This is a genomic window from Flavobacterium sp. DSR2-3-3 (assembly GCF_049896585.1).
Taxonomy (GTDB): Bacteria; Bacteroidota; Bacteroidia; order Flavobacteriales; family Flavobacteriaceae; genus Flavobacterium.
In genome coordinates this window covers 23,036-39,589 of sequence record NZ_JAFCUP010000017.1, presented here as the reverse complement: position 1 = coordinate 39,589, position 16,554 = coordinate 23,036, and the positions used below count along the sequence as shown (strand labels likewise).

The window sequence follows — 16,554 nt, the reverse complement described above, 5'->3', positions numbered from 1 at the left end:
CAGGAGCAAATAAAGAACATTTATTCCATTCGAGAGAGAGGGCTTTTTAAAAGTCCTTTCTTTTGAAAAAATGTCTTTATCTCCCCCCTAAAAGTTGCATTAATTAGTTGAATCTAGTTTAACTATTATTAGATGAAATAAAGAAGTTTATTACTCCGAAGTTCTGGCTAATGTTCCAGTAAAAAGGATTGGCGTTTCTTAGTTCATTTAAAGATATAAAACGGGCTAGCAGCGCACACTACAAAATACAAATTTCTTTGTTAAGTGTTCATTCCGCTCAATGTTTTAAATCACTCTCGGAATTAATTTTCTAAATCTAATTTACAATGTAAAATCAGTTTTTATCTAAAAAATTAGCATCAATATTTTTTAAATAAAATACATTCTACTTTTCTATTGGAAGATTTTTCAATTGTCCCCAATCTGTCCAAGAACCATCGTACACGGATTTTGGATTTTCACCGATCAATTCGTAGGCAATTAAATCAATACAGGCAGTAACTCCCGAACCACAAGTGAATATTAAAGGCCTACTGTCGGTTTTCATGAATTTAATTAATTCCTCTTTTGGCAAAAATTTGCCATTTTGCAAAAGCTGCGTATACGGCACATTTACAGAACCGGGAATATGACCGCTTCGAAGTCCGGGTCTGTGCTCATCGCCAATTCCTTTGAATCGGCTCTCTGCACGAGCGTCAATCAAAAAGGCATCTTTTGTGTTTACATTTTCTAAAATTTGTTCTTTGCTTTTTACCAATTCCGGCATAAATTCGGCTTTAAAATCACCAATAGAATAGTTTGGATTTTCCGGTATTGCTTCAACTGGATACTTTTGACTAATCCATTCAGGCAGTCCGCCATTGAGAACAGCTACCTTTTGATGTCCCATTAATTTAAAAAGCCACCACGCTCTTGGACTGGAATAAATACCCAAGTTGTCATAAATCACAAGACAACTATTTTTGTTTATACCTAGTTTTCTGGCTTCGAGTTCAAATTGTTCAGGACTCGGAATCGTATTCGGTAAAGGATTTGAAGTATCGCTAAAAATATTTTTTATGTCAAAAAATCGGGCGCCTTTAATTTGAATATTTACCAGTTCAGTTTTTACATTGGATTGATTCTCTTTGAAACTGGCATCCAAAATTATTAAATTAGGGTCTTCAAGATTGCTGAAGAGCCATGCTACACTTACTGTAGGTTTTGTCATTCCGTTTGTTTCTATTATTTAGCTGAATATACAAAAAAAGTCCAAAAATCAAATGACTTTTAGACTTTTTAATTGGTAAGTATGAAACTAAAAATTAAATATCATCAAATTCTATGTTGGTAAAAGTTGATGTTTGCGGTATAATATCGTCATCTGATTTTTCAGAAGCATATTCTTTTTTGAAATCTTTTTGGTGTCTTTCTGAAATAACTTCTTCGCCTTTGTGGTTCAAAACGTACGATGTCATTTCGCCTAGAATCTCTGCAAAAGCAGCGAAATCTTCTTTGTATAAGTAGATTTTATGTTTTTTGAAATGAAAAGATCCATCTTCTTCGGTAAATTTCTTGCTCTCGGTAATAGTAATGTAGTAATCGTCAGCTTTTGTAGCTCTCACATCAAAGAAATAGGTTCTTCTTCCAGCTCTTAAAACTTTAGAAAATATTTCTTCTTTTTCTAACATGTCATTTTCTCTCATAATCCTTTCTATCAATTTATGGTTGTTAACTAGTATCCAAAAATCTATAAAAAATATGTATTATACAACAATTATGGCATTTCTTTTTCTGAAAGTTGTTTCAAATACAGAGCTGCGTAATAACCTTCTTGATTTATCAATTGATTATGAGAACCTTGTTGTATAATTTGCCCTTTGTCGATAATAATAACTCTGTCGGCATTTTTAGCTGACGATATACGGTGGCTTACTATTATTGTTGTTTTGTCCTTGCAAATTTCATATAAGTTGTTCAATATTGCTTCTTCAGTTTCTGTATCTACTGCGGATAAACAATCGTCAAAAAGTAAAATCGGAGGATTTTTAATAATGGCTCTGGCAATGGAAACGCGTTGTTTTTGTCCACCGGAAAGCGTAATTCCTCTCTCTCCCAGAACGGTTTCATATTGTTTATTAAAGCCCATGATATTGTCATGAACCACCGCGCTTTTGGCTGCAGAAAACACTTCGTCATCGGTAGCATTCTCTTTACCAAACATAATATTATTTTTGATGCTGTCCGAAAATAAGAACGCATCTTGTGGCACAATTCCAATGCTGTTTCGCAAATCAAATAGGTTTATAGTACTTATTTCATGTCCATCAATGGTTATTTTCCCTTCAGTTACATCGTACATTCTGGAAATTAAAGATAAAATGGTCGATTTTCCGGATCCCGTTTTTCCTAAAATGGCTAAAGTTTCTCCTTTTTTAACCGTGAATGAAATGTTTTGCAACGCTTTGATATTAGTGTCTTCGTACGTATAACTTACATTCTCGAAAGAAATAGAACCTTTAATGACTGATTTATTCAAATTTTTATTTTTTATCTCCGGTTCAATTTTTAGGAATTCGTTCAGCCTTTTTTGTGAAGCTTCGGCCTCCTGAACCATCGAAGAAACCCAACCCAAGGACGCTACCGGCCAAGTCAGCATATTCACGTACAAAATAAATTCAGCAATGGTCCCGATACTCTTTATGGTCCCGCTGATGTACATTAACCCTCCAAAATAAATCACCACAAGGTTACTGATTCCTATTAGCGCCAACATTAACGGACCAAATAAGGATTGTACTTTGGCTAAATTCAAGCTTTTGCTTTTGCTTTCATTGGCTAAACTTACCATGTTATTTTGGTGTTGATCTTCCAGAGAGTAGGCTTTTATCACTCGGATTCCTGAAAATATTTCTTGTGAAAAACTGGAAACTTTAGATAAATATTGTTGAAAAATAGTACTTCTTATATTGATTTCTGAACTCAGTTTAAAAATAGCAAACGAAAGAATTGGCAAAGGAAGTAAAGTGTATAAAGTTAATATTGGCGATACATTATACATGTACACAATGACTATTGCGAAACGAATGAAGGTATTGATGGAGTACATCACCGCTGGGCCTACATACATTCTTACTTTTGAAACGTCTTCGCTGATGCGGTTCATTAAATCTCCGGTACGGTTTTGTTTATAGAAGTTTTGCGAAAGATGCTCGTATTGACGGAATACTTCGTTTTTTAAATCAAATTCGATGTGGCGCGACATCACAATTAAGGTTTGTCTCATCAAAAAAGTAAGAAAACCGGCAATTATTGTAGTGGCGATAATCAATAAAATATTCGAAATTAATTCTTCATGAATAACGGATTTGGATACGGTTTTATCTTTGGCAAAAGCCTCAATTAATTTGAATGATTTGCTAATCAACTTTGGTGTGAAAAGCATAAATATCTGAGCAATAATCGTAAAAACAATTCCAAGTAAAAAACTGTATTTGTATTTGACGAAGTATTTATTTAAATAACGTAATTCTTTCATTTTTTAAGATATTCTGTGTTGAACTCCTTTTATTTTTAGAATAAAAGTATTTTTTTAATCATTTTAATAGTAAATTCTCAACTCATTAAATTGATGAATTAACGATTTTTTGATAAAAAGCTGATGCATATTTATATTTTATGTAAATTTGAATTGTCTTTTTGACAAATTCATAATTTCATCACTATAAAAATTTACACTATGAATGCAGCTTTCACAACTGGAAAGGAACTTCAAAAAATGGATCCCGTTTTTGGTCAATTATCATTTGATGATCACGAACAAATTGTATTTTGCAACGACAAAGATACAGGTTTAAAAGCAATTATTGGTATTCATAATTCGGTAATGGGTCCAGCTTTGGGCGGTACAAGAATGTATAATTACGCGAATGAATGGGAAGCATTAAACGATGTTTTGCGTCTTTCTCGTGGAATGACTTTCAAAGCGGCGATTACAGGATTGAATATTGGTGGAGGTAAAGCAGTGATTATTGGTGACGCCAAAACACAGAAAACACCAGAACTCATGCGTAAATTTGGTGAATTCGTACATTCTTTAAGCGGAAGATATATCACTGCTGAAGATGTAGGAATGGAAACCGCAGATATGGATATCGTAAGAGATGTAACGCCGTATGTTACTGGAATTTCTGAATCACGAGGTGGTGCTGGAAATCCTTCGCCAGTCACGGCGTATGGTGTTTATTTAGGAATGAAAGCGGCTGCAAAACAACAATTTGGATCAGATGTTTTGAGTGGAAAAAAAGTATTGGTTCAAGGAATTGGTCATGTTGGGGAAACTTTAGTTGATTATTTAACCAAAGAAGGAGCAATAGTAACGATTGCTGATATCAATGAACAAAAACTGAACGAAGTAGGAACCAAGTATAACGCACAAATTTTTAGAGGAGAAGATTTGTACAGTGCAGATGTTGATATTTACGCACCATGTGCGATGGGAGCGACTTTAAATGACAACACCGTTTATAAAATAAAAGCAAAAGTGATTGCTGGTGCCGCTAATAATCAGTTGGCTGATGAGAATGTACATGGTGCAATTTTGCAAGAAAGAGGCATTTTGTATGCTCCGGACTTTTTGATTAATGCAGGTGGAATTATCAACGTGTACGCTGAATTAGCGCATTATGATAAAGCAGAAATCATGCGTAAAACGGAAAACATTTACAACACAACATTGGAGATATTTGATTTTGCCATTGCGAACAATATTACACCGCATCATGCTGCTTTAACTATTGCTCAAAATCGCATCAATCAAAGAAAGTTAGAAAATAGTAAAAAGTAGTTTTCAGTCCTCAGCTGTCAGTATTCAGTGATAAATTATTTCCCGTCACTAAATACTGATTGCTGAATACTTTAAAATAAGCGATTATATATTTTATTTTAAAAAATGAAATACTTATTTTTGCACGCTAATTAATAAAAGTTCTTACAAGGTGGTAAACAGAAGACACATTCGCGTTAAAGTTATGCAATCCATTTATGCGATGCATCAAAGCGGTTCAGATAATCTGGAAAAAGAAGAAAAATTCCTTTTTTACAGTATCGACAATATTCAAGATTTATACCTGATAATGCTTTCCTCGCTGATTGAGATTTGTAAAACAGAAACTGTCTTTTTACATAAGTCAAGTTTGAAGCATCTTGCGACTCCCGAGGAACGTAAACCCAATGAAAAATTTGTAAAAAACAGGATTTTTCAAATTCTTTCCGAAAATAATTCATTAAGTATCGCGCTGGAAAATCGTAAAATCAATAATTGGACTTTAAATGACGATTATATTTTATTGCTTCTCAATGATATAAAAGCCAGTAAATTGTATTTGGAATACATGAGTAATCCACTAAATACTTTTGAGGAAGACCGACAGTTTATTGTTGATTTGTTCATGGATGTAATTGTTCCTAATGAAAAATTGTATGACTATCTGGAAGATGATAAGTTGACTTGGGTAGATGATATTCCGTTAGTAAATACGCATATCATCAAACAATTGAAAGCGATTAAATCTGGTGAAGATGATAATTTCAGAGTTCCAAAATTGTACAAAGACAATGAGGACAAAGACTTTGTTAAAGATTTATTTCGAAAAACAGTGTTAAATGAGAAGGAATTAGCGAAGGAATATGTTGATAAAACGCCAAATTGGGACAGCGATAGAATTGCTGAAATAGATACCATCATACTTAAAATGGCTATTTGTGAGTTCTTGAAATTCCCATCGATTCCTGTGAAAGTAACTCTTAACGAATATTTAGAGGTTGCTAAAGAATATTCTACTCCAAAAAGTAGTATTTTTATCAACGGAATTTTAGACAATTTAGTAAAAGAGCTTCAAACCAGCAAAAGAATTATAAAAGCCGGTCGTGGTTTAATGTAATAATTAACAAATAAAAAGAGAATTAAAATTATGGAACAATTAACTCAATTTGCACCGTTTATATTAATGTTTGTGGTGATCTATTTCTTTATGATCAGACCACAGCAAAAAAGAGCAAAAAACGAAAAAGAATTTGAAAGCACCTTAAAAGTAGGTGATAAAATCATAACTAAAAGTGGTCTTCACGGAAAAGTTTCTGAGCTTGCGGACACAACTGTTATTGTTGAAACGATGTCAGGAAAATTAAAAATGGAACGCTCTGCTATCTCTATGGAAATGAGTGCCGTTTTGAATAAAAAATAATTCTCGCTTTCAAGAATTAAAAAAGTCACAATCTAATTGAACTGCCCTCAAAAAGTCAAACACTATTTGGGGGCATTTTTATGGAAAGAAAAATTAAGTATGCTAATGCGTTTAAGCTTGAATGTGTAAAATTAGTGCCAGAAAAGCATTGTTCTTGCAAACATGTTTCTATTGAAAAGGGTTTAGAAAGATCAAACCTTCATAAATGGACTGGGTTTTATAAAGAATTATGAACCATTGTTTTGTTCCCTAGAAAAAATCAAAGTTATTGGTTAGATTTTAAATTAGAAGTACGAAAAGCCGTTGACAAAAACTCAATGTCTCTGAGAACCGCAAGTGTTAAGTTTAATATCCCTGATGCAGGTATAATTGCTAAAGGGAAGAAATATTTTGCCAATTTTGGTTTAGTAGCCTTACAACCAAAAACTAGGAGAAGACTAGAAACTATTTATGACAAAAAACGAAAAAAGCGAAAATCGGACAAAACAGTTACGAGAGCAGAAGAAATTCTTTTAGAGATTAAAGCACTGCGTTGTGAGAACGAATTGCTAAAAAATTTCTTAGCCTTAATTCAAGCAGAAGAGAAAGTCAGAAAGCGCAAGCCATAATAGAGTTAAGACATAAATTTGATTTGAATTTACTTTTAAATCAAACCAAGCTGTTATTGAAAACTGCTTTCAAATACTAAAATCAGAATTGTTTTACCTACGAAAATTTGCAAGTTTAGATGAACTAAAACGGGAAATTAAAAAAATACAGACTATTTCAATAGCGTAAGAATTAAGTCAAATATAAACAAAATGAGCCCGATAAAATATCGAGCTCACAATTATCAAAATTACTTATAAATTTGTCCAAACAGTTAGAGGCGGTCCATACATTTTGGGATTTTTAAATTTTATAAGACCTATAATTTTTTTAGACTATTTGACATCCATTAATTCTACGTCAAAAATCAAAGTGGCATTTGGTGGAATTGCTCCTCCAGCACCACGAGATCCATATCCTAAATCAGATGGAATCACAAAACGTGCTTTGTCACCTACACGCAACAACGCAATTCCTTCATCCCAACCTTCGATAACCTGACCTTGACCCAATTTGAATTCGATTGGTTTTTTTCTTGGATAAGAAGAATCAAAAACTTTTCCATTCTCTAATGAACCTTCATAATGAACAGACACTGTTTTTCCGCTTTCTGCTTTTTTACCTTCACCTCTTTGGATGAATTGGTAACGCAAACCGCTTTCTGTTTTTTCAAAACCAGCTGCTAATTTTTCCATCGCGGCTTCAACTTCTGCTTTCAAAGATGCATCACGTTTGTTACGAGATCCTTTGAAAGTGATGAAAGCTTCAATTGCATTCCAGTTTTTAGCTTCTTCTCCTTCTCTGATGATTTCCAAAGATTCTAAAACATCTCCTTGCTCTACAGCATCTACCACTTCCTGACCTTCAACAACATGACCAAAAACAGTATGTTTATTATCCAACCAATCTGTTGGAATGTGCGTAATGTAAAATTGAGAACCGTTTGTTCCAGGTCCAGAATTAGCCATTGCCAAAACTCCCGGACGGTCGTGTTTCAAACTCGGGTGAAATTCATCATCAAATTTATATCCTGGATCTCCAGTTCCTGTTCCTTGTGGACAACCTCCTTGAATCATGAAGTTAGGAATTACTCTGTGGAATTTTAATCCGTCATAAAATTTAACTCCTGGCGGTTTTACTTTATTTTCTAAGTTTCCTTCAGCCAATCCTACGAAGTTTCCAACTGTTCCTGGAGTCAAATCGTGTGCTAGTTTTACTAAAATAGCACCTTTAGTAGTGTTGAATTTAGCATATATTCCGTTTTCCATTTTTATTTAATTTTTGTTAAAGCGCAAATTTACGAATTAAATTAGACAATTTGAAAATTCTCCCTAAATGGATTCAGTTAATTGAAGTCCATTTTTTAATGATTATGGTGCGCTATTTTGGCAAAAAAGCGCTGTAAATGATTCCCTTTTCTAATTATAGAAACTAATTGTGTTTTACCCAAATTAGTTTAGAAGTATTGTAGCCAAGATCTTTTGCCGTTTTTAGATACGCTTCTTTTATATCATTAGGCATTGTTTTTTCCCGCGAGAGCAGCCACAGGTATTTAAGACTTTCACCTGCAACTAAAGCGTACTTATAATCAGAATCGAGCGCAATAATGTTATATCCTGAATAAAATGGCCCAAAAAAGGAGACTTTTAATTTTCCTTCATTTGAATTACCTGCAAACTTCACTTTACCTGTAGATGACACATACTTGTTTTTTATGTAATTATAGCCTCGGTTTACCACTTTGATACTTTCATCCTCGTTTAGTGAATATTCAGCGGTTGTATTGTTTAAGTTTTTTTCAAAAACAAAATCCAACCGTGCAATTTCGTACCAGTTGCCTAGGTATTTATCTTTATCAAAATCTTGAACTGTCCTTAATCCTTTAGGCAAAGAGTTGCAGGAGTTCATTACTAACAGACTTGCCGAGAGCAAAGTTAGACTCCCTAAAACTAGAATTTTATTTTTCATAATCTTTCATTGAATATCAAAATTCTGAAATAAAAAATTGTAAATCAATACAATTTAGAATACTTTGGGATTTGCTAAAACGAACCAAACACAAAACTAACTTCTAATTGAGTAAATTCTTTGTTACAAAAACTCAAATCTATTATTAGAGAAAGTGGGATGAGACCTAAGTTGCTAGTGTATAATTGCTTACTTATTTTGGATAACGGATTATTAGAGCTTACCACTCAGGGCATTTCTAATAAAAGATGGTTTCCTTTGTCAGAATCATTGTTTGATGTGTATTTTAATGAAATTATTGGTGTTCTTAAACCTACCTAATTCCACAAAAATCCTAGCCCAGATGGAAGTGAAAATCCTTTTTATGCGCCTTTTCGGCGGATAAAAAGATTGAAGCGAACAGCTGGAAATAGCTCCAAAAGAAAAATTTAATCGTTGATTTGGTTATTTGGTTATCTGAAAACCTAAGCAACTTTGTACCTTTGCGGCTCAGAACCTTTTTAATAAAAATTATGCGCATCGATATTGTGACCGTTCTCCCAGAATTATTGCGAAGTCCGTTTGAGGCTTCGATTATGAAACGTGCTATTGACAAAGGATTAGTGGAAGTTCATTTTCATAATCTGCGGGATTACACGACCAACAGGCAGAAAAGCGTGGATGATTATCCATATGGCGGTGGTGCCGGAATGGTAATGACGGTGCAGCCTATTGATGCTTGCATCACCCATTTGAAAAGCGAAAGAGCCTATGACGAAATCATTTATATGTCGCCGGACGGGGAAACCCTGAACCAGAAAATGGCAAATACGATGTCGATGTACGAAAATATTATTATCCTTTGCGGTCATTATAAAGGTGTCGATCAGCGGGTACGCGACCATTTTATTACTAAAGAAATCTCTATTGGTGATTATGTGTTGTCTGGCGGCGAATTAGGAGCTTTGGTGTTATCGGATGCATTAATCCGATTGATTCCTGGCGTTTTGAGTGACGAAACCTCAGCGTTGACGGATAGTTTTCAGGATGGTTTATTATCAGGACCTATATATACCCGTCCAGCAGATTACAACGGCTGGAAAGTTCCGGAGGTTTTAACCAGCGGGAATTTTGCCAAAATTGACAAATGGCGTGACGATATGGCGTACGAACACACTAAGAGCAGAAGACCCGATTTACTGGAGGAGTAAAACTTTTGTAAATGTTATATTTTAAATTCTAAATGACTCATTATAAGGATTCAAATAATTGATAATTTATAATTTATAATTCAAAATAATTACATACTTTTGCGCCCACATTAGTTTAACCTCTGGCGAGATCCGTGAATGTTGATTTGATGCAAACCATAATTAAAAAATATCATGGCAGATTTAATGAAATTCGTTCAAGACGAATTCGTAACAAGAAAAGAATTCCCAGTTTTTGCAGCTGGAGACACTATCACTGTTTACTACGAAATTAGAGAGGGTGAAAAAACGAGAACACAGTTTTTTAAAGGAGTTGTTATTCAAAGAAGAGGTTCTGCTAATACAGAAACTTTCACAATTCGTAAAATGTCTGGTGCTATTGGAGTTGAGCGTATCTTCCCAGTAAACTTACCAGCTTTACAAAAAATTGAAATCAATAAGAAAGGTGCTGTACGTAGAGCGAGAATTTTCTACTTTAGAGAACTTACTGGTAAAAAAGCTAAGATTAAAGACAAAAGAAGATAGTCAACTATCTTTTTACTATAAAAGTCCCAACACTGTTGGGACTTTTTTTTTGTCTACTATTTTCCTTATAAATTCCTAATTTAGGATTAATAAACCTCTAAAACTAACAATATAAGAATAACAAGTTCATAATCTTAAAATTCATGTTTTTCTAAGCCAAATCCACCTTCTATTACATCTGATTTTCATATATTTGTCCGCCTTATTTTAAGTGAAACACCTTATATAAGCTACTTTTAACGTGATTCGATTATAAAAATAAAAAAATGACACAGAAATCAAAAATTTTTTACACGCTTACTGATGAAGCGCCTTTATTAGCAACTCATTCATTTTTACCTATTGTTAAAGCATTTACAGCAACATCTGACATTGAGATTGAAACTAGAGATATTTCTTTAGCAGCAAGAATTTTGTCCAATTTCCCGGAGTTTTTGACGGAAGACCAAAAAACAGGTGATGCTTTGTTAGAATTAGGGCAATTAGCCACAACACCAGAAGCTAACATAATAAAATTACCAAATGTTTCAGCGTCTTTTCCTCAACTGAAAGCGGCTATTGCTGAATTACAATCTCATGGATATAATTTACCTGACTTCCCAGAAGAACCGCGAAACGAGACTGAGACTAATATTAAAGCTAAATATTCTAAAATATTAGGTTCTGCCGTTAATCCTGTTTTACGTGAAGGAAACTCTGATCGCAGAGCTCCTAAGGCAGTAAAAAACTACGCTAAAGCAAATCCACATTCGATGGGTGCTTGGTCTGCTGACTCAAAAACACACGTTGCTTCTATGGAAAGCGGCGATTTTTACGGAAGTGAAAAATCAATAACAGTCGCTAACGCTACTGATGTAAAAATCGAATTCGTTGCTAAAGATGGTTCCACTACTGTTTTGAAAGCGAGTACTCCACTTAAATCAGGAGAAATAATTGACAGTTCAGTAATGAACTTGAAAGCGCTAAAAATTTTTATTGCCAAAACAATTGCAGAAGCAAAAAAATTAAACGTTCTACTTTCAGTTCACTTGAAAGCGACAATGATGAAAGTTTCTGATCCAATTATTTTTGGAGCTGTCGTAGAAGTTTATTTTGCAACTGTTTTCGAAAAATACGCGGCCTTATTTGACGAATTGAACATTGATACCAGAAACGGATTGGGTGATGTATATTCAAAAATTGCAGGACATCCGATGCAAGCTGAAATAGAAGCTGCATTAAACCAAGCAATCGATAACGGACCAGCATTAGCAATGGTAAATTCTGAGAAAGGAATTACCAATCTGCATGTTCCTTCGGATGTGATTGTGGATGCATCCATGCCAGCTATGATTCGTACTTCGGGAAAGATGCACAATAAAGATGGTAAACTTCAAGATATCATCGCTCTTATACCTGACAGATGTTATGCCGGCGTCTATACTGCGACAATTGATTTTTGTAAAAAAAATGGTGCTTTTGACCCCACAACAATGGGAAGTGTACCAAACGTAGGTTTGATGGCACAAAAAGCAGAAGAGTACGGTTCACATGACAAAACATTCCAAATGACAGCTGACGGAATGGTGCGCGTTGTAGATACTAACGGAAACGTTTTGATGGAACAAGCTGTTGAAGCTAAAGATATTTTCAGAATGTGTCAGGCAAAAGATGCCCCGATTCAAGACTGGATCAAATTAGCTGTAAACAGAGCACGTCTGTCTAATACTCCGGCCATTTTCTGGTTGGATAATAATAGAGCACACGACAGAGCACTTATTGAAAAAGTTACAAGATATTTAAAAGACCACGATACTACCGGTTTAGACATTCAAATCTTAAATCCTATTGAAGCGACAAACTTCACATTAGAAAGAATTGTCAAAGGATTGGACACTATTTCAGTAACAGGAAACGTTTTACGTGATTATTTGACGGATTTATTCCCAATTTTAGAAGTGGGAACATCTGCAAAAATGCTATCTATCGTTCCATTGATGAATGGTGGTGGTTTGTTTGAAACTGGTGCCGGCGGATCAGCTCCAAAACACGTAGAGCAATTTACGGCAGAAGGTTATTTACGTTGGGATTCTCTTGGCGAATTCTTGGCATTAGGTGCTTCATTAGAGCATTTAGGACAAACATTACACAATTCTAAAGCAATTGTTTTAGCTGAAACTCTTGATGTTGCTACAGAGAAATTCTTGGCAAATGACAAATCACCCGCACGTAAACTTGGGGGAATTGACAACCGTGGTTCTCATTTTTACTTAGCTATGTATTGGGCAGAAGCCTTGGCAACGCAAGACAAAGAACCTGCTTTGAAAGCTATCTTCACTCCTATTGCAGCCGAATTTGCAGCAAACGAAGCCAAAATCAATACCGAGTTAATTGCAGCGCAAGGAAAACCACAAGATATCGGCGGCCATTACCAACCAAATCCTAAATTAACAGACAAAGCAATGCGTCCAAGCGAGACTTTCAATGCTATATTGGCAAAAATCGCTTAATTAACTGCTTTACAATTTTAATAATACTATCGAAAAGACAACTGGAAACAGTTGTCTTTTTTTATATTAGCAATTCCTTAACATCTGTTATATACCAATTTAAATTCTATTTAATGTAATTTGCACCTTTTCATTTCGATAAAATCTAAACAATGACTCCAAAGAAAATTATTACCTTTTTAGTTGTATTATTATCCTCGTTTTCCTCTTACTCCCAAGAGAAATTTACGTTAAGCGGAACTATTATTGACGTTAACAGTAATGAAACTTTAATAGGTGTCAATGTTGTAATTCCACAACTTAAAACTGGGGTAACCACCAATGAATATGGGTTTTATTCCATTACTGTACCACAAGGGACATACAGTGTAGAAATAAGTTATCTGGGCTATCAAACCATTGAAGAATCAATAAACCTGAACCAAAACATAAAAAATAATTTCAATTTACATAGTAATGAAACCGCTTTGAAAGAAGTAGTCATTACTGACAATAAAACAAAAACTGACATCAAAAAACCCGAAATGAGCGTCAATAAACTCTCTATTTCTGCTATTAAAAAAATGCCCGTTGTTTTGGGTGAAGTCGATGTTCTAAAATCTATTTTATTACTGCCTGGAGTTACTAATGCTGGTGAAGGTGCATCAGGCTTTAATGTTCGTGGTGGTGGTGCCGACCAAAATTTGATTCTTTTGGACGAGGCAACGATCTTTAATTCCTCACATGTTTTTGGTTTTTTCTCTGTTTTTAATCCGGATGCCATCAAAGATCTAAAGCTGTATAAAGGGGGAATTCCAGCTCGTTACGGAGGAAGAGCTTCTTCTGTTTTGGATATTTATCAAAAAGACGGTAACAGCAAAGGTTTTCATATTAATGGAGGAATCGGATTAATTTCCAGCAGAATTTTGGCCGAAGGACCACTAGTAAAAGACAAAGGTTCCTTCCTTATTGGCGGCAGAAGTTCCTACGCGCATTTATTCCTGAAACTATCCAAAGAACAAAAAAACAATACCGCTTATTTTTATGATTTAAACACCAAATTAAGCTACAAATTAGATTCAAACAACAGCCTTTATTTATCCGGTTATTTTGGGCGAGATGTTTTCAGCCTGAACAAAAGCTTTACCAATATTTATGGAAATGCGACCGTAAACCTGCGTTGGAATCACTTGTTTTCTGAAAAATTATTTTCGAATTTATCGCTTATTTACAGTGATTATTATTACGGTTTAGATTTGGATTTTATAGGTTTCAAATGGGATTCCGGCATTAGAAACTATAATATCAAATACGATTTCAAGAATTATATTTCGGATAAATTCAAATTAAATTACGGTGTAAACGGAATTTATTACGAGTTCAATCCTGGAACTATCAAGCCATCTGATGTTAATTCCGGAATAAATTTTGATCAATTGGACAAAAAATATGCTTTTGAACCCGCACTTTACATCAATGCTGATCAGGAAATATCCGATAAAATAGCACTTTCATACGGGCTTCGTTACAGTATGTTTTACCGTTTAGGACAATCTACCGTGAATATTTATAAAGATGACAATCCTGTAACGTTCAATTCGGAACTACAGATTTATGAAAAAGCAACTCCAATTGGCACAAAGTTTTATGACAGAAATAAAGTCATGCAAAGCTATAATTACTTGGAACCACGTTTTTCATTAGCCTACCAAATCAACGATGACCAATCCTTCAAAGCGAGCTACAACAGAATGGTGCAGTATTTACAACTCATTTCGAACACCTCATCGCCTACTCCACTCGATGTATGGACGCCAAGTGACCGTTTTATAAAACCTCAAATTGCTGACCAGGTAGCTTTGGGATATTTCAAAAACTTCGAAGAAGGAATGTATTCCCTCGAGGTAGAAACGTATTATAAAGAAGTGCAAAACCGATTGGATTACATTGACGGCGCCAATTTGATTGCCAACAAAGCCATTGAACAAATTATCCTGAACGGGCAATTAAGATCCTACGGTTTAGAAATTATGTTCCGAAAAAACGAAGGAAAATTTAACGGCTGGATTTCATATACATTATCCAAATCCGAGCAACAAACTCCGGGAAGAACCCCGATAGAAACTGGAATAAACAACGGGCAATGGTACAATTCAGTATATGACAAATTGCACAATATTGCGATAACGTCTTCTTATAATTTGAATGAAAAATGGTCTTTTGGAGCTAATTTTGCGCTGCAAACCGGGCAACCGGTAACGTATCCCGTTGGGCAATATGACTACTTAGGAATCAATGTACCCAGCTATGGATTAAGAAATGAAAATCGACTTCCGGCTTACCACCACCTGGACATTGCCGCGACATTGACTCCCAAAAGCGACAAAGACCGCCAATGGAAAGGGGAATGGGTTTTCAGCATTTACAATTTGTACAATCGGAAAAATGCCGCTTCCATCAATTTCAGACAAAATATTGATACCGGGAGTAATGAAGCTGTAAAAACTTCAATTTTCGGTATTGTTCCTGCAGTGAGTTATAACTTTAAATTTTAATGGTAGCAATCAGTAAGAGCACAAAATAAAACAATGAAAACATGAAAAAAATAATAGTCTCCCTAATATTTATCATCGCCGTTTTTTCGGCAAGTTGCGAAGATGTAGTCGAAGTAGATTTAGACAATGCACCACCAAAACTGGTTATTGAAGCAGCAATTAATTGGAAAAAAGGAACTTCAGGAAATCAACAAAAAATAAAACTCACCACTACAACCAGTTTTTATAGTACTGAAATTCCAAAAGTTTCCGGAGCAACAGTTTCCATAAAAAACAGTACCAATGTTGTTTTCAATTTTATAGAAATCCTAAAAACAGGCGAATACAGTTGCGCTACTTTTATTCCGGTCATTAACGAAACCTACACGTTAACCGTTATCAGAAATGGCAATACCTACACCGCTGTTGAAACATTGAAAACAGTTGCGCCAATAACTAAAATTGTTCAAAACAATAAAGGCGGTTTCACAGGAACAGATATAGAAATTAAAACATTTTATCAAGATCCAACGGGTGAAAGCAATTATTACCTCTACAAATATTTATACTCGAACCAAGTGAAATTAAACTTTTATGTGGACCTGGATGAGTTTTTTAACGGAAACGAATTCTTTAGTATCTCGCAAAATGACGAGTTGAAAAAAGGCGATAAAATTGAAATAAGCCACTACGGAATTTCTAAAGCCTATTACAATTACATGAGTGTTTTGGTGAGTATTGCAGGAAATAATGGCGGTGGACCGTTTCAATCTCCACCTGCAACTGTGAGAGGAAACATTATTAACACCACGGATGCGTCGAATTATCCTTTGGGCTATTTCTCCCTCAGTGAAGTCGATATTAAAAATTACACTATTGAATAATTAGGAGCTAATCCAGCTGTTCATTACAACCAAAAAACAGGTTCTAAACAGTTTTCCAGTCCGTATAAGGAGCTTCCTTCGGTCGCTCTTCTACTGCCGGAAAACTAAAGTTTACAACCTGTTTTTGTTTTCATTGCCATCTGGGCTAGTCGTGAGAGATAAAACGAGAACTT

Annotated in this window: 15 protein-coding genes and 1 pseudogene; 11 read left to right on the top strand and 5 right to left on the bottom strand. The window is 34.8% G+C overall.

Annotation, left to right across the window (positions count from 1 at the left end; translation table 11 throughout):
• Positions 1 to 385 precede the first annotated feature (385 nt).
• From ACP7AQ_RS15715 to ACP7AQ_RS15705, 3 genes are all read right to left on the bottom strand, one after another.
• A complete protein-coding gene (locus tag ACP7AQ_RS15715; protein ID WP_426096127.1) occupies positions 386 to 1,210 on the bottom strand; it encodes a sulfurtransferase in 825 nt (274 codons plus the stop codon).
• A 94-nt stretch (positions 1,211 to 1,304) separates the two neighbouring features.
• Complete coding sequence (locus tag ACP7AQ_RS15710) at positions 1,305 to 1,685, bottom strand: PUR family DNA/RNA-binding protein (RefSeq protein ID WP_426065344.1); 381 nt, start codon at positions 1,683 to 1,685, stop codon at positions 1,305 to 1,307.
• A gap of 71 nt (positions 1,686 to 1,756) precedes the next feature.
• A complete protein-coding gene (locus ACP7AQ_RS15705) occupies positions 1,757 to 3,517 on the bottom strand; it encodes an ABC transporter ATP-binding protein (RefSeq protein ID WP_426096126.1) in 1,761 nt (586 codons plus the stop codon).
• 201 nt (positions 3,518 to 3,718) lie between these two features.
• On the opposite strand from ACP7AQ_RS15705, the gene ACP7AQ_RS15700 reads away from it, so the two are divergent.
• The 6 genes and pseudogenes from ACP7AQ_RS15700 to ACP7AQ_RS15675 form a co-directional block, all read left to right on the top strand.
• A complete protein-coding gene (locus ACP7AQ_RS15700) occupies positions 3,719 to 4,825 on the top strand; it encodes a Glu/Leu/Phe/Val family dehydrogenase (protein ID WP_426096125.1) in 1,107 nt (368 codons plus the stop codon).
• Positions 4,826 to 5,009: 184 nt separating this feature from the next.
• Complete coding sequence (nusB, locus tag ACP7AQ_RS15695) at positions 5,010 to 5,921, top strand: transcription antitermination factor NusB (RefSeq protein ID WP_426092814.1); 912 nt, start codon at positions 5,010 to 5,012, stop codon at positions 5,919 to 5,921.
• Positions 5,922 to 5,951: 30 nt separating this feature from the next.
• Complete coding sequence (gene yajC / locus ACP7AQ_RS15690) at positions 5,952 to 6,224, top strand: preprotein translocase subunit YajC (protein WP_091208108.1); 273 nt, start codon at positions 5,952 to 5,954, stop codon at positions 6,222 to 6,224.
• Positions 6,225 to 6,541: 317 nt separating this feature from the next.
• The gene (locus ACP7AQ_RS15685; RefSeq protein WP_426096124.1) at positions 6,542 to 6,832 is read left to right on the top strand and encodes a hypothetical protein; all 291 of its coding nucleotides are present in this window, start codon (positions 6,542 to 6,544) and stop codon (positions 6,830 to 6,832) included.
• A gap of 55 nt (positions 6,833 to 6,887) precedes the next feature.
• A complete protein-coding gene (locus ACP7AQ_RS15680) occupies positions 6,888 to 7,001 on the top strand; it encodes an IS3 family transposase (RefSeq protein WP_426065342.1) in 114 nt (37 codons plus the stop codon).
• A pseudogene (locus ACP7AQ_RS15675) lies at positions 6,992 to 7,072 on the top strand (hypothetical protein); the annotation flags it as partial. The gene ACP7AQ_RS15680 and the pseudogene ACP7AQ_RS15675, both read left to right, overlap by 10 nt.
• A gap of 75 nt (positions 7,073 to 7,147) precedes the next feature.
• Here ACP7AQ_RS15675 and ACP7AQ_RS15670 read toward each other — a convergent pair.
• Together ACP7AQ_RS15670 and ACP7AQ_RS15665 are read right to left on the bottom strand one after the other, a co-directional pair.
• On the bottom strand, positions 7,148 to 8,080 hold the full coding sequence (locus ACP7AQ_RS15670; protein ID WP_426096123.1) for a peptidylprolyl isomerase: 933 nt from the start codon (positions 8,078 to 8,080) through the stop codon (positions 7,148 to 7,150).
• 163 nt (positions 8,081 to 8,243) lie between these two features.
• Complete coding sequence (locus tag ACP7AQ_RS15665) at positions 8,244 to 8,780, bottom strand: lipocalin family protein (RefSeq protein ID WP_426096122.1); 537 nt, start codon at positions 8,778 to 8,780, stop codon at positions 8,244 to 8,246.
• A gap of 512 nt (positions 8,781 to 9,292) precedes the next feature.
• Between ACP7AQ_RS15665 and trmD the strand changes: the two genes are divergently transcribed.
• The 5 genes from trmD to ACP7AQ_RS15640 all read left to right on the top strand — a co-directional run bounded on the left by trmD (position 9,293) and on the right by ACP7AQ_RS15640 (position 16,381).
• Positions 9,293 to 9,970: a tRNA (guanosine(37)-N1)-methyltransferase TrmD gene (gene trmD, locus ACP7AQ_RS15660; protein ID WP_426096121.1), complete on the top strand. Its 678-nt coding sequence runs from the start codon at positions 9,293 to 9,295 to the stop codon at positions 9,968 to 9,970.
• A gap of 174 nt (positions 9,971 to 10,144) precedes the next feature.
• Positions 10,145 to 10,495: a 50S ribosomal protein L19 gene (gene rplS, locus ACP7AQ_RS15655; protein WP_073354306.1), complete on the top strand. Its 351-nt coding sequence runs from the start codon at positions 10,145 to 10,147 to the stop codon at positions 10,493 to 10,495.
• A 266-nt stretch (positions 10,496 to 10,761) separates the two neighbouring features.
• Positions 10,762 to 12,984, top strand: coding sequence for an NADP-dependent isocitrate dehydrogenase (locus ACP7AQ_RS15650; RefSeq protein ID WP_426096120.1), 2,223 nt, complete (start codon positions 10,762 to 10,764; stop codon positions 12,982 to 12,984).
• 152 nt (positions 12,985 to 13,136) lie between these two features.
• A complete protein-coding gene (locus ACP7AQ_RS15645; RefSeq protein ID WP_426096119.1) occupies positions 13,137 to 15,518 on the top strand; it encodes a TonB-dependent receptor in 2,382 nt (793 codons plus the stop codon).
• A gap of 41 nt (positions 15,519 to 15,559) precedes the next feature.
• Complete coding sequence (locus ACP7AQ_RS15640) at positions 15,560 to 16,381, top strand: DUF4249 domain-containing protein (RefSeq protein ID WP_426096118.1); 822 nt, start codon at positions 15,560 to 15,562, stop codon at positions 16,379 to 16,381.
• Positions 16,382 to 16,554 lie beyond the last annotated feature (173 nt).